Here is a 17,564-nt window from a genome sequence, read left to right on the forward strand (position 1 = left end):
ACGATGGCCGCAGAAGGACTTCCGGTGCAGGTCGCGTGCCGGCTGTTAGACGTGACCGACTCTGGCTACTACGCATGGCGATCGCGGGCTCTATCGCAACGAGCGCTTCGCCACGCCTGGCTGACCGAGCAGATCCGTGCCGTGCATACAGCCTCACGGGGCACCTACGGTGCCCGCCGGGTTCATGCCGAACTGACCCTTGGGTTGGGTCTGCAGGTCGGCCAACCAGGTGGAGATGCTGATGGCCCGCGCGACCATCAAGGGCTTGCCAGGTACCCGTCGTCCCCGGCCCCGTCACGAGACTCCTACGGCGACTGATCTGGTCGAGCGGATGTTTACTCGTGACGCTCCAAATCGGTTGTGGGTCACTGATATCACCGAGCATCGCACCTATGAGGGCAAGGTGTACTGCGCCGTGGTGTTGGACACGTTCTGCAGGCGGGTGGTCGGCTGGTCGATCGATTCGAGTCAGACCGCGGCGCTGGTCACCAACGCGCTCAGCATGGCCATCGCCAACCGTGAACCACAGTCCGGTGGGATCATCCACTCCGACCACGGCGTGCAAGGCGGATTCAATCGGTTGTCGCAACACCGGCTTGCTGGAGCAAGGCTAGCTGGTCGTTGAAGGCCTCCGCGGGCGTCTTCCAGCCGAGTGTCTTGCGGGGTCTGGTGTTGAGTGCGTGAGCAACGGCTTCGATGTCTTCTGCGGCCCATCGGGATAGGTCGGTTCCCTTCGGAAAGTACTGCCGTAAAAGACCATTGGTGTTCTCGTTGGTGCCGCGTTGCGAGGGTGATTGCGGGTCGGCGAAGAAGACAGGGATGCCGGTCTCGACTTTGAACTGGGCGTGCGCGGACATCTCCTTGCCGCGGTCCCAGGTCAGCGAGCGAGTCAGTTGATCAGGCAGAGTCGACATCGTCTCGGCGAGTGTGTTTTTCATGGTGATCGCGCCGTAGCCAGCCAGGGCTGGGCCGTTCTTAATCGTGTGCTTGTGCCGGCAACCTTGCTCGCGGGGCAGGTGGACGAGCATGGTGAATCGCGTGGTGCGTTCGACAACGGTGCCGATGGCTGAGCGCTCCAGTCCGATCAGGAGATCGCCTTCCCAGTGCCCAGGAACCGCGCGGTCAGCCACTTCTGCGGGGCGTTCGCTGATCAGCGTCTCCGGTATGACGTGCGCCCAGGCCTTGCGGCGGGAACGCTCCCGTGGCGCGCGCAGCGCGCGCCCGGTGCGCAGGCACCAGACCAGCTCGCGCTTGAGCGCGCCGCGGCCTTCAATGTAGAGCGACTGATAGATCGCCTCGTGGCTGATACGCATGGACTCATCATCGGGGAAGTCGAGTCTGATCCGGTTGGCAATCTGTTCCGAACCCCATGCTTGCACCCACGCTCGGTCCTTGCGGTGTGGCTTGTTAATGCCGGTCCACCGAGGCGGTTGCGGCCCGGCCACGATCGAACCGTCGGGTCTGCTGATCTGACCCGACAACCGTTGTTGGACATAGGCATGCAGCCTCGGATTGGTGACCAGTTTTGCCGGTTTCGGGCGCTTGGCCGTCAGCTCGGCCTTCCACTGCGCAACCGACGCGCGGTACTCGGATGTGTATCCGCGAGTGGCAGCGTTGCGGCGCAGCTCACGCGAGACCGTGGAGGGATCTCGACCAATCGCTCGAGCGATCTGGCGCACCCCAGCGCCTTGGACCCGCAGCAGCGCGATCTCCTCGCGCTCACGAAACGACAGGTAGCGCCCCGACAATGGCGTCAGATCGAACGGTGGCATACCGCCAGCGTTATGGAACCACCGCTGCCCGACCGGCTGCGACGCGCCGACAGCGAGGGCAGCGACCGCCGGCAACGACCCCTTGGCGATCTCGATCCAAAACAGCCGCTCGGTCTCGCGCTGATGCGGCGGTGCCCCTGGAGACTTCATCGCACGACGAAAAGCGCGATCTGCTGCTTGCTGCCGACGAACCATCGAACACCCCCAAATCTCAGGGTGTTGCTTCGACCGGTTGAACCTAGTCAATTCACCTCCTGGGCCTTCACCGACCGCGCCAAGCGCTCAGGACTGGTGCCGTCGATGGGTTCGATCGGTGACTGCTACGACAACGCGATGATCGAATCATTCTGGGGCAGAATGCAAACCGAGCTACTCAACCGCAAACGCTGGAAGACGAGAATCGAGCTTGCCAACGCCATCTTCGACTACCTGGAGATCTTCCACAACCGCCAACGCCGCCATTCTGCTCTCGGCATGCGCACTCCGATAGAGTTCGAACTGCTACACCAATCCGCCCAACCCGTGGCCTGAAACCAAGTATGGCGACACCACCGAGCCCAGGGCGCATCAGCGAGTCAACTAAAGCGGGGGCAGTCCCGAGCGTTGACGTTGCTGACCAGATCGCCGCGAGTAGCCCCGTGCGGTACTCCGATAGCCTTCACCTGCATGAGAACTGCGGTTTACCCGGGTTCGTTCGACCCGGTGACCAATGTCCATCTCGACATCATCGAGCGGGCCGTGTACATGTTCGATTATCTGGTGGCCAGTGTGGTGGTCAATCCCAGCAAGGATTGCCGTTTCGGCGTCGAGGAGCGCGTCGGGATGCTGCGTGAGGTGCCCGCGGATCTTGGCAACGTGCGCGTGGACTTTTTTCACGGCCTGACCCTCGACTATTGCCGAAGAGAGAAGTTCACAGTCCGGGAGTGTCGCCGTTGGCTTCGGTCAAAGATGCCGACCTCGTTTAACCTGTCTGCGTTTGTCTTCGGTGCGCGAGCGGGCATTTGACGGGCCGTATCGGATCGGCCACCATTCGAGTGGCTAAATCACCAGGAACTGGCGCTACTAGAATCGGAAGGGGCACAACGTTGACAGATAACTCATTCGAACTGGATGACACCGCGGATGTTTCTGCCCGCGCGCAGGTCCCGCATCGCCTCGTTGATGTCGTCGAGCTTGTATTTTTGCGTGACGAGTTCATCGAGTTTCAGCGTGCCCGCCTCGTACATTGACAGCAATCTCGGCATCGCTTCCCGGGGGTTCATCTCCCCATACAACACACCCTTGAGGGTCTTACACGAGCTGACCATGTCAGGCAAGATGAGCGGCACCATCATGTCTGTCACTTTCGCCATCCCGGTCAACACACAGGTACCGCCCTTACGCAGCAACATCATCGCCACCATGATCAGATCCGTGGGTACCACGCCGGGGGTCAGAACTACCCGGTCAGCCATGACGCCCCAGGTGAGTTCTTTCACCAGGTCCAGCGCCGCTCCGGCGTCGATTGCGGTGTGGGTGGCACCGAATGTCGGTGCCACATCGCGTTTGAACTCATTCGGATCGACAGCGACGACGTACTTGGCGCCGGCAGCCTTGGCGCCCTGGACGGCGTTCATGCCTATTCCACCGACTCCGATGACGACGACCGTGTCGCCTACCTCGGTGCCTGCCGCAACCGATCCTGACCCGAACCCCGTTGTGACACCGCAAGACACTAGTGACGCGGCCTCCAGCGAGATCCAGTCGTGGATCTTGACCAGCGACCGCTCGGAGGCAACCACGTACTCGGAAAACGTACCGACCTGCATCATGGCCATCAGGTCCTCGTCGCCGAGATGGCGACGCCGGGTGTGGTCGGTGGTCATATCCTTGCTGTAGATATCGGCGCCCACGTCGCAAAGGTACGTGTGTCCGGTGACGCAGAATCGACAGCTGCCGCATGCCGGAAAGAACGAGACGGCCACGTGGTCACCGGGTTTGAGCGCTGTGACGCCCGGTCCGACCTCTTCGACGATGCCCGAACCTTCGTGGCCGCCGAGCATGGGGAACCACTCGGGCACGGCCACCCCGGCGGCTCGCATCATTTCTTCCATGTCTGCGCTGGGTACGCTGTCGCCGCTGTAGAAATGTTCGTCGCTGTGACATACACCCGCATAAGCCATCTTGACGAGTACCTCGCCCGCGCGGGGCGGGTCGAGTTCGACCTCGGTGACTTCCCAGTCGATCCCGACGCCACGCAGTACCGCTGCTTTGGATTTCATGATGCGGGCCATCCCACCGTCTTGGTCTCCGTGAACATATCCAAACCCTCGGTGCCGCATTGCCTTCCGGTACCGGACTGTTTGTAGCCGCCGAATGGCGCGTCTGCGCCGTACCAGACGCCGCCGTTGATGCCGAGTGTTCCGGTTCGGATACGTGCGGATACGGCTTTGGCCCGCTCCAGGTCCGCGGCGTGGACGACACCGGACAGGCCGTAGATGGAGTCATTGGCGACCTGCACGGCTTCGTCGTCACCGTCGAATGCGATGACTGACAGCACAGGCCCGAAGATCTCTTCCTGTGCAATGGTCATCGAGTTGTCGACGTCGGCGAATATCGTCGGCTCCACGAAGTAACCCGTGGTCAGGTGTTTGGGCACCCTGCCGCCGGTGACGACTCGGGCCCCCTCCTGCTTGCCTTTTTCGATATACCCCAGTACTCGCTCGTGCTGTCGCTTGGAGACCAGGGGCCCCTGCAGTACCGAGCTGTCGGTCGGATCGCCGTACTTGTGCTTCTCGATCGCGGTCTTGACGATTTCGACGGCCTTGTCGTAACTGGTTCGCGGCACCAGCAGCCGTGTCGGGAACGCGCATCCTTGCCCAGCGTGCATGCTGATGAAAGCAGCCCCTCCGACAGCTTTTTCGATGCTCTCGTCATCGAGCACCAGGTACACGGACTTGCCGCCGAGTTCGAGAAAAGTCTGCTTGACGGTCTCGGATGCCGCAGCCATGATGCGCCGACCAGTGGCCGTCGAACCGGTGAAGGCCACCATGTCCACCAGCGGGGACGTCGACAGCACTTCACCGACAAGATGGTCTGATGACGGCACGACGTTGAGAACGCCTGCTGGGATGTCCGTGTGCTCGGCGACCAGCCGTCCGATGCGGGTGGCGTTCCACGGGGTGTCCGGGGCGGGCTTGAGCACCATGGTGTTGCCCATCGCCAGGATGGGGCCGATCTTGTTGAGGATGATCTCCAGCGGGAAGTTCCACGGGGTGATGACACCGACAACACCGACGGGCTCTTTCCACACCTCACGGGTGGCCATTCCCATGCCGAACGCGTCTTTGTCGGGAAGGGTTCGCTGCCAGGGGTATTGGCCGATCATGTCGGCGGGCCAGGTGAGCGCCTCGCCCAGCGGCACGTCGAGTTGCGGGCCGTAGGTGCTCAGCACGGGACAACCGACCTCGGCGACGAGTTCACCGCGCAGTTCCTCGCGTTCGGATTCCAGAGCAGCCTGCAGCTGACGCAGGCCTGCCGCCCGGAGTTCCGGGTTGCGTGACCAGTCGGTGTGGTCGAAAGCATGACGGGCCGCTGCGACGGCGCGCTCCATGTCGGCGCGGGTGCCGTCCGCAGTCGAGCCAAGTACTTGTTCAGTGGCCGGATTGATGTTGTCGAATTGGCGTCCTGTTTCTGAGTCGACGAGTTTCCCGTCGATGAGTAGCCGAGATTCGTGGGCCATCGTGTCTTGTCCTTACCAATGTCGGAGTTCGTTGACCGCCGCGGACGGGCGGGGCGCCAGCGTCAGGTACGGGATGAAACTGCTGTTGCCGCAGATGAGTACCGAGTGAACGACGTCAGCCAGGTGGCCGGCGTCGACGAGGCCCCCTTGCATCTCACCGCGTTCCATCCAGAGTCGGATCGCCTTCTCGAGGGCTTCGGGGTCCCAGTTCTTATTGAACTCGGTTTGCGAGTCGCCCTCACCGCCGAAGCTGTCGCCCACTGCCAGTCGGGTGAATCCGATGTTGGGGTGCTCGATACGCCAGGATTCCACGAGCTTGTCGAGGGCTGCTTTGGTCACCGCGTAGGCTCCCAATAACGGCCAGGGGCTGGTGTATGACGCGCTGAGCGAGGACAAGTACACAGCGGATCCGTTTGATTCGGCCAGGTACGGTGCCGCTGCGGCGGTGGTCAGAGACGCGCCGGTGACGTTGGTCGCGAACAGCTGCGCCCACTGATCGGCCCGAATGTCCTTGAGCGGGGCGAGAATACCCATCCCGGTGGTATAGACGATCGCATCCAAGCCGCCGAAGGTTTCGGCCACCTCTGTCATGGCGGACTCGCAGGAAGTGGAGTCGGTGACATCGCACATGACTGCGGCCGCGCCGTTGCCCGCTTCTTTCGCGGCGTTGACGAGCCGGTCGTGTCGCCGGGCGAGGAAGGCGACACGGGCGCCCTTGGCGGCGAGCCCGATGCCGATGCAACGTCCGAGGCCGGCCGATGCGCCGACGACCGCAACGCGCGGTCCGGAAATATCAGGCATGCGGCTTCGCCCCGATGCTCCGCGTGATGCGGGTGGCGTGGTGGTCGGACGACATGGGTCTCCTCAGCTTCAGAGAGCGAAACTATCATCAAGTGGAAGCAACTATATGCGATTATGGAAATGCGTATTTACACACAGTCATCAAAGCGCACTGTACATCTTGTAAGTGTCAGTTATGCAACGTCTTTCGTTCCTTATTCATGAAGGTCTGGAGTAGGCGGTCTAGCACCTTGGCGGCGCGGTCACGTGCCTCGTTCGGAAATCGTGCGTGCGCGACAAGCAGTGCGGCCTCCTCGACGGCGGAGACAAGCATGTGTGTCAGCTCGGTGACGGGTTGGTCGTCGATATTGCCCTCGGTGATGGCCGCGCGAACCGTCTCGTCTATGAGGGCGATGCTGTTCTCTTCCTGGATCTCACGAAGTAACTGCCACCCCAGAACCACCGGGCCATCAATGAGCATGACGCGCTGCACCTCGGGTTCGACCGCTGCGGCCAGGAAGCCATGCAGTCCTGCGCTCAGTCGCTCCCAGGGATCGGCGCCCGGCGGCGGTGATGCCAAGGAGCGAAGCGTCAGGTCCCGTTCCACTTCCACGAACACTGCCCGGAACAGCTCCGATTTGTCCTTGAAATGGTGATAGAACGCCCCGCGGGTACCCACACCCGACAGCGTGACGAGATCACCGATGCTGGTGTTGAAATAGCCATTCTCGACAAACAGCACGCGGCCAGCGTCAATGAGGTTGCGCCGGGTCTGGTCGCCCCGTTCTCGGCGTTCATCGTCGGTGCCTCCACGCTGTGCCATGCCGGCGATCCTATCAACATTCGTGATGTATGTTGACCGTATGGCTGACGAGGATGTTCGCGCATATGGTTTGGTCGCGCCGATCAAAGTGGGTCTGCTCAACGATTATCCGACATCGGGGGATACCGATAACGACACTCTCGCCGCGTTGACTCTGGTGATGGAGGAGGCGCTGGCGGAGGGGCTCATTGATCGGCCGGTCGAGATCGTCCAACGAAATGTCGTGGGCCTGCCCAACGGTACCTACCACGCCGTTGAGAACGCTTTTGACGAACTGGTTGCCGAAGGTTGCTTGGCGATCTTCGGGCCATGGGTGTCGGACAACGTGGTACCGCTTCGCCCTCATGTCGATGCCACGGCGCGTACTCCGATCATCACGCTGTCGGGCTCCGAGGGCGCACTCGGTGAGTGGTGTTTTGCGCTGAACAACGGCTCGATGGCAGAGGAGCCGGTCATGCTGGCCGCGGTGCTGATCGGCGACGGTCGCTCGCGGATCGCCATCGCCTACGAAAACTCGCTGATCGGAAAGGAATACCTGGCGTTCTCCCAAAAGGCCTACGCCGCAGCCGGCCTCACTGTCGTCGCGACTGTGGCGATACCGCAGGTGGAGGCAGACAAGGCGGCCGCGGTGGAACAGTTGCGTGTCACCGATCCCGATGCGCTGGTGCATGTCGGCTTCGGGCATGGCCTGTGGGGGTTCTCCGACGCTTTGTTGGCCGCCGGCTGGGATCCGCCACGCTACACCACCACGGCCTTCGAGATGGCGCATGTCAGTGATGAATGGATGCGCCACCTGCGCGGCTGGATAGGTTTGGATAGCTATGACGAACGCAACGCAGTCGGTCAACGGTTTCTGGACAGGTTTCACGCCAAATATGCTCGGCGCCCCGGTCATTCAATGCCAGGGCTGGCGCATGATGCGGCAACGGTGATCGTTCGTGGACTGGAGGCGGCCCGCCCGCTGACCGGCGAAGGTGTCAAGAACGGGATCGAGCAGGTCAAGTTGATTCCGTCGGCAAGCGGGGCGCCGGGTACGTTTCTGCGCTTCGGCCGTTACATCCGGCAGGGTTGGCTGGGGTCTGACTATCTGGTGGCCCGCCGGGTGGTTCCCGACGGCACCGCGCACGTCTTTCATGCTGCTCCCAGTGAGAACATCGCCCGCGCTGTCGGAGTGGCGTCAGGCTAACTGGATGGCGCCGAACACCGGCGCGGTCACTATCCCGGGGGGTCGGGCCAGTACATACGGGATGGCACGGACCGCGCTCATCGCGATCATCAGATGACCCGGCATGGTCGGTATCCCGCCCGGGGTGGCATTTTCTCCTCCCACGTCGAGTTGCAGCTCGAAACTCGGATTACCGTCGATCACCGCGCGGATCAACGGAGCCTTCTGGCCGGGCTCTAGAGGGCGCAATCCCCATTGGGGCAAGTTCCGTGTCAGTATCCACTCCTCGTGGATTGCCAGCAGCGGCCGGCCAGACCAATGACCGATCCATGAGAATCGTTGACCGACAACGGTTCCCCCCTTAATGGTGCCGGCTGCGACTTCGATGTCGTGCGGTAGCGTCGTCGCGTCCACCGACACGTCGATCCGCTCCAGTTCGAGGCCCAACACGTCTGCCGTGCCGTTGAGCGCTTGCCGGTACGCCATGTCCAGTTTCTTGATGATCGGCGAGTCGATGCTGACATCTTCAGGTGGCCGGCCCATACCCATCAAGTCGACCAGCATCGGCAGGCTGTCGACGGACGACACGTCGGTGGCTTCGTAGAGATCGATCCTATCGATGGTCTTGCTCAAGCCGGTGACTGTTGCAACAAGACGTTCGAACATGAATCCGGGATTCTCACCTGCCGCGTGGAAACGGGAGTCTCCGCTGCGGCACGCCGCGGCGAATGCGGCCTCAACGTCCGCACCGCAGGTAGGCAGATGGTTGTACGACGTCGTCGAGATGACGTTGATGCCCGCTGCGAGCAAGCCGCAGATGTCCTCGGCATTGGTCTCGACCGCGTGAGCCTTGCTGGCGGTGTGCACCACCACATCGGGTCTCAGTGCTGTGATCCGCTCTTTGTCGCTGGTCGCGGAGATACCGGTGGTCGCCGGCAGACCGCAGAGCGTGCCCGCGTCCACTCCGTCCTTGGCCGGGTCGTAGACCAGAACGCCGGTGAGTTGGAAACCTGGGTTCTCGACGATCTCCCGCAGTGCCGCACGTCCGACAGCTCCGGTCGCCCACTGAACTACTCGTGTTGCCAATCGAACACTCCTGGTTGTGCTTTCGACGGTCGTCGGTGCCTGGTGCGGATCAACCTACATCATGTACGTTGACAACCGACAGTCTGGATGTTGAAACCGTCGCTGCGGTAGTGAAGGAGTGGTCAGGTGGCCCAACACGCAACTGTGGAGGAACTGGAACAGAGCATTCGTGATGCTCAGGACAGGTTCAACGTGGGTATGGGAGGAAACGGTGACGCCACGCCATATCCGTTGCTCAAGGAATTGCGCGCGAAATCGGCGGTGCATGTCGGCTGGCCCGAGATGGGCATGATCGGCAATGTGGGTGGTGGTCCACAGACATTCACGGCCTACTCGTTCGACGCCGTGAAGGCGGTATTCACCGACAACACCACCTTCAGCACGCGGTGCTACGAGGATGTCGTGCGACCGCTCCAGGGCCCGACGATCCTGGAGATGCAGGAGCCCGAGCACGCGGTCTACCGCAAACTGCACGAGTTCGCGTTCGCACGGTCGTCGATGAAGCGCTGGGATTCCGAACTCGTCGGTCCGCTGGTTGACAGCACGATCGCCAGGTTCAAGGACTCCAAGCATGCCGACATCGTCGACGCTGTGTTCATGCCGATTCCGGTACGGGTGATCGCCGCCCTTCTCGGGCTCCCCGACTCCGACGTGCTCTGGTTCCACCGGCTCGCGATCGACATGCTCGGCTTTCGGGCCGACATGGACACGGCGTTGGCAGCTTCTGCGGAGATGAAGGAGTACTTCGTCGGCATCCTCACTGAGAAGCGCAGGTCCCCGCAGGACGATATGGTCTCGATCCTCGCCTCGGCGGAGGTCAACGGCATCAGGATGTCCGACGAGCAGATCTACGGTTTCATGCGGAACCTGTTGCCGGCCGGCGCCGAGACCACCTCGCGGTCCACTGCCACTCTGGCGATGGCCCTGCTGACGCATCCCGATCAGCTCGATGCTATCCGCGACGATCGCCGCCTGCTGCCTCAGGCCATCGAAGAGGGCATCCGCTGGGAGACCCCCCTGCTGAACTTCATGCGTGAGGTGACCTGCGATACCGAGCTCGGCGGGGTGGTCATCCCCAGGGGTGCGACGATGATGCTCAGTCTGGGTAGCGCGAATCGCGACGAATCGCGCTGGGAAGAACCGGATCGCTTCGATATCTTTCGGGAGCGCAAGCCGCACATCGGCTTTGCGCATGGCGCGCATGTCTGCCTCGGTATGCACCTGGCACGCCTGGAGAGCATGAAGATCTTCAACGCCATGTTTGATGAACTGCCGAATCTGCGGCTCGACCCCGCCGCTCCGCCGCCCTATGTTTCCGGCACAATGTTCCGGTCACCGCCGCGCCTCGACGTGATCTGGGACTAGGGCAAACGGGATGACACGCGTAATTCAGTGGGCCACCGGGGTTACCGGCATGATGGCGCTTCGACATGTGGTCAGGCGACCAGATCTGGAGCTCGTCGGGGTTCGGGTGTACGACCCGGCAAAGGCGGGAATCGATGCCGGCGAGTTGTGTGGATCGTCCACGGTCGGTCTCCTGACCACCGATGATCGGGAGGCGGTGATCGCCACAGACGCCGACCTCGTGCTCTACATGGGCAAGGTCGAAACCGATACCGAAGGCTGTTTCACCGACGTGTGCGACCTGCTGGCTTCGGGGAAGAATGTGGTGGCGACCGGGAGCCGGTTCATCCACCCGAGGTCGTTGCACGAGTCACTCGCGAGCGGTATCGAAGACTCCTGCCGAGCAGGTCACTCCACGTTTCTCGGACTGGGACTCTATCCAGGTTTCATCGCCGAGTCACTCGGGCCGATCCTGGCGCGGCTCACCGAGCGCACGGAGCGCATCAGCGTGCGCGAGGTGCTGAACTACTCCACGTACGCCAGTCACGACCTGATCTTCAATGCCATGGGCTTCGGTTTTCCACCCGAGGACACCACGCCCTTACTCACCAACACCGAGTACGCCGCCAGTGCATGGATCGGCAGCGCGACCGTGCTCGCGCAGGCGCTCGGCCTTCAGATTCGCGGGGTTGAGGGGTTTCGCGAAGTTGCGACGACGCCGAGGTCGCTGACCGTTGCGGCCGGCGAGATTCCAGCAGGCACGGTTGCTGCCATGCGCTTCGGCGTCGTCGTCGACTGCGGCGAAACCACCTTGGAAGTCGAGCATCTCACCCGCATGGCCGACGATATCGCGCCCGACTGGCCGACGGAGATCGGCTACGAGATGACCTTTACCGGAGAGCCCGATATGCGATTGCACCTTGTGATCGGGTCGCAAGACGCAGATCACGCTGAACAGGGCTGCCTGGCCACGGCGATGCACGCAATCAACGCCATCCCGGCGGTGCTCTCGGCCACACCTGGGCTCTACGACCTGTCGACCATCATGCCGTTCGTACCGCACTGGGCCAACCGTGTCCTCGAGGAGACCTAGACCATGCCGCTGCGCGTCATCCTTGTCGGTACCGAAGGCCGCGGAAACCGTCGACGGGCGGGCGTTTCTGAACACTCTGCGCGCCGACCAGGTGGCGCCGGTAGTGGCGTATCTGGCGAACGAGACGTGCACACAGACGCATACGGTCCTCAGCGCGTTCAAGGGTCGGGTTTCTGCATTGCAGATCGGCGTGACACGTGGCTGGACCAGTCGGTCAGGGAGCCTCAGCGCCGAGGACGTCGCGGCGAATCTGAACGAGATCACCGACACGGCAGGACTTCTAGTACCCGGATCGATATTCGACGCGATGGCCTTCGACGCGTCTGAGGGCGGGTGATGGGAGTACCTCGAGCGTTCTTCGACGCGAGTTCGCTGTCAGTTGCATCGGCACGTATTCGCCGCCGATATCGGTATACGGGTGAACGCCCAAGCAAGTTGCGACCATTTCCGTAACCCACCGATCCGGGTGCGCTCTGGATCTCGCCCAGCGGCGGGAAGGCTAATGGCGACAGCCCAATCCAAGTGATAACGTCAATTCTCGAAATCTTCACTCTCCAATTCTCGACGAGCCCGAAGGAATGTCGCTATGGAAGATCTGTTGGGCTACGCCGGTAAGTCCGTTGTCGTGACCGGTGCCGCATCGGGCATGGGGGAAGCGACCGCCCGCATCCTTGCTGAGTTGGGTGCACAGGTGACCGCGCTTGACATCAAGCCGACGACCGTCGAGGTCGACCGGTCGTTGACCATCGACCTGCGCAGCCGCCCCAACATCGAGGAGGTCGCCGCTTCGATCGATGGGCCGATCGACGGTCTGTTCAGCTGTGCAGGCCTGCCTGGCCCGCCGTTCAGTGAATGGGACACCATTCTGGTCAATTTCGTGGGAGCAAGGCATCTCGCTGAGTGCCTGGTGCCGAAAATGGCGATCGGATCGGCCATCAGTGTGATCTCCTCGTCGGCGGCCATCGGTTGGCAGGACCACATCAAGGTGATCACTGGCCTGCTCGAGACTGATGGTTACGACGCCGCGGTGGAGTGGTTGGCGGCAAACGAGAAGAAGTGGTCTTGGAGCGGGTACGCGTACTCCAAGTACATCATCGACGCCTGGGTGGGTTGGTGGTACCCAGAACTCGGCCGCAACGGCATCCGGATCAATTGCATCAATCCAGGTCCGACCGAGACGGCCATGATGCCCGCTTTCCAGGATCTCATGGGCAAAGAAACCGTCGACGACGCGGTCGGCCCTGTCGGACGCTACTCGACGGCTGAGGAGCAGGCGTGGCCGCTGGTTTGTCTGGGCAGCCCAAGGCTGAGTTACGTAGGCGGAACAGTGCTGTGGACAGACGGCGGTTGGAGCGGCGCAATGACGATGGGACGTCACAACGCGCAGTGGGCTGACACCGCCGCTGACCAGATGGCGAAGAAGGGCTAACCGTGTCAGTCAGACGAAGTCGGAGCCGCCGTCGACGTTGACGGTGGCTCCTGTGACATAACTGTTGCGACGCGACGCGAGATATGCGGTTACCGAAGCGATCTCCTCCGGTGTGCCGGCGCGTCCAAGGTCGCAGGGATGGCCGTAGGTCTGCTCCACCCACGTCATCACGTCATGTGGATCGGCTGAGTCGAGGCCCTCGGCGGCCAGCACGTCCCGCAAGGTCTCGGTGAAGCTTGCGGACACGATCGTGCCGGGGCATATGCAGTTGACGAGGATGCCTTCTTTTCCAAGGGTTTTCGACAAGTTCTTGGTGAAGCTGGACAACGCCGCTTTTGTGGCCGTGTAGGCGACCAAGCCGGGGCTCTGCCGCTGAATGGAGTGAGCGGACAAGGTCACAATGCGTGCCCAGTCGGCGGAACGGAGCATAGGCAATGCCGCGCGTACCGATCGCACTGCCGCCATCGTGCCAAGATCGAATGCAGCGTGCCAGGCATCGTCGTCGAGCTCTTCGAAGGTACCTGCATCAGGTCCCACAGTGTGTACCAGTACATTCAGCGAGTTCCATGCTTGTTGAACGATGGTGTATCCCGCTGCGATGGACTCGGCGTCGGACATGTCGGCGCTGATCGCCAGAACATCGGAAGCTCCGGCCGCTCGGATACGCTCGGCCGCCGAGTCCAGGCTGTCGCGCCCGCGTGCCATGATCGCGACTGCCGCTCCTTCAGCGCCGAGGCATTCCGCGATCGCGAGGCCCATACCCTTACTGCCACCTGTAACCACAGCGGTGGCACCCCTGAAACCCAGATCCATGCGAGCTGTCCTTTTCTATCGAGTTCTCGGTGCGCGCGGAGCGAGGTGAACGATCTCGCTGATCACCGACGGGTTCGCCCTTGCCGCGGCTATGAGTGACAGCATGGTGTTCGCGACATCCTCGACCATCGACATTCGCGCGGGAATCTGGCCCTCCTGGGCCCAGGCTCGGTAGAGATCGGCGAGCAGATCTCTATCGGCGCCGCGCAGGATCTCGGTTCCCTCGGTGGGCCCCACACTCACTCGAATCACCGGCAGCTCGGGGTGTTCGGCGCGCCACGACCGCAGAATCTCATTCAGGGCCGCTTTGCTGGCGTGATAGGCAGCCACGCCGGCGCGAGGCCGCCCGACGTCATGGCTCGAAGTGATCAAGGTGACCGCATCGTCGGCAAAGTGTGGCAGGGCTGATCGTAGGACATGCGATGCACCGACCGCGTTGACGGCGTAGGCATGCACCCAGGTCGTGGCGTCGGTGTGTTCGATCAAGGCGAACGGCACCGATGCACTGGTGAACACGATGGCATCGATTTTGCCGAAGCCCGCTGCGACTTCGTTGATTACGGCCCTGATGGCCTGCGAGTCAGACACATCGAGCTCATGCGCGGTTCCGCCCAACTCCCGCGCGAGCGGCTCAAGCAATTCCACTCGTCGGGCAGCGAGTGCGACAGTCGCGCCCCTGGCGCCGGCCGCACGCGCGAGTGCCCGGCCGATGCCAGAAGATGCTCCAATGATCAACATGCGCACACCCGAAACACTGGAATGCCGGTCACTCATATTTTTCTCCTGAACTGGCACGTGGTTGATGCGTGTTCTGAATCGATGATCGACCGAATGGTGCGACGGCACCGTCCGCACTCAGCTCCGGCGCCACACAGATCGGCCACTGCGCCACAGGTCCTCGCACCGGTGGCAACAGCCTGTGCGACAGCATCATTCGTGACGCCGACGCATAGGCACACGTACATCAGCGCATTCCCGGCATGCCGGAGTCGGCCATCCGCATAGCAATCACGAAACGTCCGACAAAGACCGGGGGATATGCGCCGATGCCGGCTGCGGCCAGCCAGGTGGATGCGATGTCGGACCTCTCCGTCCAGCCCAGGGCCTGCTTCTCGTCGGCCAGTTGCTGCAGGAACATCACCTCACCGGGACTGTCGAAAGCTGAGTAGACGAGGGTCCTGTGAATACCGGCCTGTGCGAAGCCGGCCAACGAGTCACGTACGAGGACTAGGAAATCTTCGACGTTCTCAACCGGGGTGACGGCCGCCACCACCAATTCCTTTCCCGGTGGGGGCGCTTCGCCGAGGTCGAATCGTTCTATGGTCGAGCCGGCGAATACTGCGGGGATGTCGGTCACTCCGACCGCGTCGAACCAATTGAAGAAGTGTCTGGACCGGAGCAGGTTCAGCAGCGGCTGTTCTGTTCTGATACCGATGACGACGAGCACCCGACCCGGCTCGACGATGGATTCATACACGAATGCATACCGCGCGCCCAGATCGATCAGACTCTCCCGGTGGCGTTCCAGTATGGGCCGGATGTGCTCTGCGTCGGACACCCGGAATTCGACGGCGAAGACGTATGCGCGAACCGCAACGCGAGCCATTGCCCTGCCTCCTGGTCGTAGATGTACGGACTATTCTCGCATATGAGAATTTATATTCTCGTATACCGCCTGACGGGGTACCCTACGGCTGACGAATGGAGCATGCCAGGATGATCGATTTCGCTGACAAGGTCGTACTGGTAACCGGGGGTGGTGAGGGTATCGGCCGGGCTACGGCACTCGGCTTCGCGGAGCATGGTGGGACAGTGGTGGTTCTGGAGATCGACCCCAGGCGTGCCGAAGTGTTGCGAGCACAATTGGGGCCCGGTGCCCTCGTCGTCACCGGTGACGCCACCGACTCTGGCGCCGTGAAGCTTCTCGCAGACCAAGTCGCCGAACGATACGGTCGGTTGGACGTTCTCGTGAACAATGTCGGTCATTTCATCACACGCCCCACGCCATTCGAGAAGCTCAGTGACGAACAGATCGCCGATGTATATCGGAACAATCTTGGGCACATCTTCGGTGTGACGCGAGCAGCGATTCCACTCCTACGTTCTGCCGGCGGCGGCGCGAGCATCATCACGGTCTCGTCGATCGAGGCATTCCGCGGTGTACCGAACCTGGCGGTGTACGGGGCCTTCAAGGCCGCGATCACCGGCTTCACCATGAGCCTTGCGCTGGAGTTGGGCCCCGAAGGAATCAGGGTGAATGCCGTGGCGCCGGAGACCACGGACACGGCGCAGGTGCCGATCCAGCGCATCGTCCACGAATCACAACGTCATCGCATACCCAGTTGGATTCCCCTCGGTCGCTTCGGGGCGCCCGATGACATCGCCGGTTGCGTGCTGTTCCTAGCCAGTCCGCTGGCGTCGTGGGTCTCGGGAACCGTGGTCCACGCTGACGGCGGAGCGCTGGCCGCGGCGGGTTGGTATCGCGATGATCGGGGTGGTTGGACGAATATGCCGGTCATCGTCGGCAACAGCGCTCGGCCCGCCGAATGAAGCTGCTCGTAGTCGGTGGCGCCGGTGTTATCGGGGGAGACGCCGCATTGCATTTCGCGGCGGCCGGTCACGATGTCACGATCGCCGGGCGCCGCGTCCCGCAACGGGGCCCGATGGTGCCGTTTGCATTTGAGCGTGTCGACTACGTCGCCGATGACGTTCCGCAGCATCTGCTCGGCCGATTCGATGTCGTAGTTTTCGCGGCCGGAAACGATGTGCGACACAAACCGCAAGGTAGCGGAGACGAGTACTGGACCGGTGCGAACAGTGAAGGTGTGCCGCGGTTTGCCGCGTCTGCCAAGCGCGCCGGCGTGCCGGCTTTCATCAATGTCGGCAGCTACTACCCGCAGGCAGCACCCCACATGGTGGATACCGACCCCTACATCAAGTCGCGCCAGTTGGCTGACGAGGGAGTTCGGGCTCTGAGCGACGACAGATTCCGTGCGATCAGCGTGAATGCGCCTGTGGTGGTCGGGCCATTACCCGGTGTGCAGTCGCCGGCTTTGCGTGCCTGTGTTCACTACGCCCGGGGCCTGCTCGGTGCAGAGGTTTTCGCGCCTCCCGGTGGTACGAACTACATCACCACCACCTCTCTGACCCAAGCCATCGAAGGGGCCATTCTGCGCGGCAAAGGCGGGCACGCCTACCTCGTCGGCGACGAAAATTGGACCTACCAACAGTATTTCGGTGCCTTTTTCGAACAGCTGGGCAAGGAAGCGCCCCCGATCATCGACAGGGAGCACCCGCTGCTCCCAGATTCGACGATCTATGGCGGTCGCGGATCGGTCATCTCCTATGAGCCCTCGCCGGAAGAGACCGCCCTGCTCGGCTACCGCCGATCAGACGTGCGCCGGGTCATCGGCGAGGCGGTGCACACCTACCGCTCGACATAGAGGAGACTGCGGTGAGCATCCCCTGGGCTCCCGATCAACGGGATAATTCAGTTGACCAGGATGCGGGCGGGCATCTTCAACTCCACCGAAGCCGC

20 protein-coding genes and 1 pseudogene are annotated in these 17,564 nt (G+C 62.2%); 11 read left to right on the top strand and 10 right to left on the bottom strand.

Features of this window, described 5'->3' with window-relative positions; translation table 11 throughout:
• The first annotated feature begins 3 nt into the window (after positions 1–3).
• Both AC1DY7_RS04855 and AC1DY7_RS04860 read left to right on the top strand, forming a co-directional pair.
• On the top strand, positions 4–318 hold the full coding sequence (locus AC1DY7_RS04855; protein ID WP_477492526.1) for an IS3 family transposase: 315 nt from the start codon (positions 4–6) through the stop codon (positions 316–318).
• Positions 242–625, top strand: coding sequence for a DDE-type integrase/transposase/recombinase (locus AC1DY7_RS04860; RefSeq protein ID WP_477492527.1), 384 nt, complete (start codon positions 242–244; stop codon positions 623–625). Before AC1DY7_RS04855 ends, AC1DY7_RS04860 begins: the two co-directional genes overlap by 77 nt.
• Here the strand turns inward: AC1DY7_RS04860 and AC1DY7_RS04865 are convergent.
• Positions 573–1,967, bottom strand: a complete 1,395-nt coding sequence (locus AC1DY7_RS04865; protein ID WP_477492528.1) for an IS30 family transposase — start codon at positions 1,965–1,967, stop codon at positions 573–575. The two genes, AC1DY7_RS04860 and AC1DY7_RS04865, sit on opposite strands and share 53 nt — an antisense overlap.
• Before the next feature lie 48 nt (positions 1,968–2,015).
• Between AC1DY7_RS04865 and AC1DY7_RS04870 the strand changes: the two are divergent.
• Positions 2,016–2,303, top strand: a pseudogene (locus AC1DY7_RS04870) (transposase); the annotation flags it as partial.
• Between the two features lie 135 nt (positions 2,304–2,438).
• Positions 2,439–2,777: an adenylyltransferase/cytidyltransferase family protein gene (locus AC1DY7_RS04875; protein ID WP_477492529.1), complete on the top strand. Its 339-nt coding sequence runs from the start codon at positions 2,439–2,441 to the stop codon at positions 2,775–2,777.
• 92 nt (positions 2,778–2,869) lie between these two features.
• On the opposite strand, the gene AC1DY7_RS04880 is transcribed toward AC1DY7_RS04875, so the two are convergent.
• The 4 genes from AC1DY7_RS04880 to AC1DY7_RS04895 form a co-directional block, all read right to left on the bottom strand.
• Positions 2,870–4,033, bottom strand: coding sequence for an NDMA-dependent alcohol dehydrogenase (locus AC1DY7_RS04880; RefSeq protein WP_477492530.1), 1,164 nt, complete (start codon positions 4,031–4,033; stop codon positions 2,870–2,872).
• Positions 4,030–5,493, bottom strand: coding sequence for an aldehyde dehydrogenase family protein (locus tag AC1DY7_RS04885; RefSeq protein WP_477492531.1), 1,464 nt, complete (start codon positions 5,491–5,493; stop codon positions 4,030–4,032). Before AC1DY7_RS04885 ends, AC1DY7_RS04880 begins: the two co-directional genes overlap by 4 nt.
• Positions 5,494–5,505: 12 nt before the next feature.
• Complete coding sequence (locus AC1DY7_RS04890) at positions 5,506–6,294, bottom strand: SDR family oxidoreductase (RefSeq protein ID WP_477492532.1); 789 nt, start codon at positions 6,292–6,294, stop codon at positions 5,506–5,508.
• A 169-nt stretch (positions 6,295–6,463) separates the two neighbouring features.
• Positions 6,464–7,096, bottom strand: a complete 633-nt coding sequence (locus AC1DY7_RS04895; RefSeq protein WP_477492533.1) for a TetR/AcrR family transcriptional regulator — start codon at positions 7,094–7,096, stop codon at positions 6,464–6,466.
• A gap of 40 nt (positions 7,097–7,136) precedes the next feature.
• Here AC1DY7_RS04895 and AC1DY7_RS04900 point away from each other — a divergent pair, with 40 nt between their 5' ends.
• The gene (locus AC1DY7_RS04900) at positions 7,137–8,282 is read left to right on the top strand and encodes an ABC transporter substrate-binding protein (RefSeq protein ID WP_477492534.1); all 1,146 of its coding nucleotides are present in this window, start codon (positions 7,137–7,139) and stop codon (positions 8,280–8,282) included.
• Here the strand turns inward: AC1DY7_RS04900 and AC1DY7_RS04905 are convergent.
• Complete coding sequence (locus AC1DY7_RS04905) at positions 8,274–9,347, bottom strand: NAD(P)H-dependent amine dehydrogenase family protein (protein WP_477492535.1); 1,074 nt, start codon at positions 9,345–9,347, stop codon at positions 8,274–8,276. The two genes, AC1DY7_RS04900 and AC1DY7_RS04905, sit on opposite strands and share 9 nt — an antisense overlap.
• A gap of 198 nt (positions 9,348–9,545) precedes the next feature.
• Between AC1DY7_RS04905 and AC1DY7_RS04910 the strand changes: the two genes are divergently transcribed.
• The 4 genes from AC1DY7_RS04910 to AC1DY7_RS04925 all read left to right on the top strand — a co-directional run bounded on the left by AC1DY7_RS04910 (position 9,546) and on the right by AC1DY7_RS04925 (position 13,213).
• Complete coding sequence (locus tag AC1DY7_RS04910) at positions 9,546–10,712, top strand: cytochrome P450 (RefSeq protein ID WP_477492706.1); 1,167 nt, start codon at positions 9,546–9,548, stop codon at positions 10,710–10,712.
• 10 nt (positions 10,713–10,722) lie between these two features.
• Positions 10,723–11,784 carry an NAD(P)H-dependent amine dehydrogenase family protein gene (locus AC1DY7_RS04915; RefSeq protein ID WP_477492536.1) on the top strand — a complete coding sequence of 354 codons (1,062 nt, stop codon included), beginning with the start codon at positions 10,723–10,725 and terminating at the stop codon, positions 11,782–11,784.
• 22 nt (positions 11,785–11,806) lie between these two features.
• Complete coding sequence (locus tag AC1DY7_RS04920) at positions 11,807–12,121, top strand: hypothetical protein (protein ID WP_477492537.1); 315 nt, start codon at positions 11,807–11,809, stop codon at positions 12,119–12,121.
• 249 nt (positions 12,122–12,370) lie between these two features.
• A complete protein-coding gene (locus AC1DY7_RS04925) occupies positions 12,371–13,213 on the top strand; it encodes an SDR family oxidoreductase (RefSeq protein ID WP_477492538.1) in 843 nt (280 codons plus the stop codon).
• Positions 13,214–13,222: 9 nt separating this feature from the next.
• Here the strand turns inward: AC1DY7_RS04925 and AC1DY7_RS04930 are convergent, their stop codons facing one another.
• The 4 genes from AC1DY7_RS04930 to AC1DY7_RS04945 are packed head-to-tail and all read right to left on the bottom strand — an operon-like array spanning position 13,223 to position 15,632.
• Complete coding sequence (locus AC1DY7_RS04930; RefSeq protein ID WP_477492539.1) at positions 13,223–14,026, bottom strand: SDR family NAD(P)-dependent oxidoreductase; 804 nt, start codon at positions 14,024–14,026, stop codon at positions 13,223–13,225.
• A gap of 15 nt (positions 14,027–14,041) precedes the next feature.
• On the bottom strand, positions 14,042–14,800 hold the full coding sequence (locus tag AC1DY7_RS04935) for an SDR family oxidoreductase (protein ID WP_477492540.1): 759 nt from the start codon (positions 14,798–14,800) through the stop codon (positions 14,042–14,044).
• Positions 14,797–14,991, bottom strand: coding sequence for a (2Fe-2S)-binding protein (locus AC1DY7_RS04940; protein ID WP_477492541.1), 195 nt, complete (start codon positions 14,989–14,991; stop codon positions 14,797–14,799). The genes AC1DY7_RS04935 and AC1DY7_RS04940 overlap by 4 nt, the downstream gene beginning before the upstream one ends.
• Entirely contained in the window at positions 14,991–15,632 is a 642-nt protein-coding gene (locus AC1DY7_RS04945) for a fatty-acid--CoA ligase (RefSeq protein ID WP_477492542.1), read from the bottom strand. Before AC1DY7_RS04945 ends, AC1DY7_RS04940 begins: the two co-directional genes overlap by 1 nt.
• 110 nt (positions 15,633–15,742) lie before the next feature.
• Between AC1DY7_RS04945 and AC1DY7_RS04950 the strand changes: the two genes are divergently transcribed.
• Both AC1DY7_RS04950 and AC1DY7_RS04955 read left to right on the top strand, forming a co-directional pair.
• Positions 15,743–16,576, top strand: coding sequence for an SDR family NAD(P)-dependent oxidoreductase (locus tag AC1DY7_RS04950; RefSeq protein ID WP_477492543.1), 834 nt, complete (start codon positions 15,743–15,745; stop codon positions 16,574–16,576).
• Positions 16,525–17,469 carry an NAD-dependent epimerase/dehydratase family protein gene (locus tag AC1DY7_RS04955; RefSeq protein ID WP_477492544.1) on the top strand — a complete coding sequence of 315 codons (945 nt, stop codon included), beginning with the start codon at positions 16,525–16,527 and terminating at the stop codon, positions 17,467–17,469. Before AC1DY7_RS04950 ends, AC1DY7_RS04955 begins: the two co-directional genes overlap by 52 nt.
• The last annotated feature ends 95 nt before the right edge of the window (positions 17,470–17,564 follow it).

Source organism: Mycobacterium sp. P2_H7, from assembly GCF_056403275.1.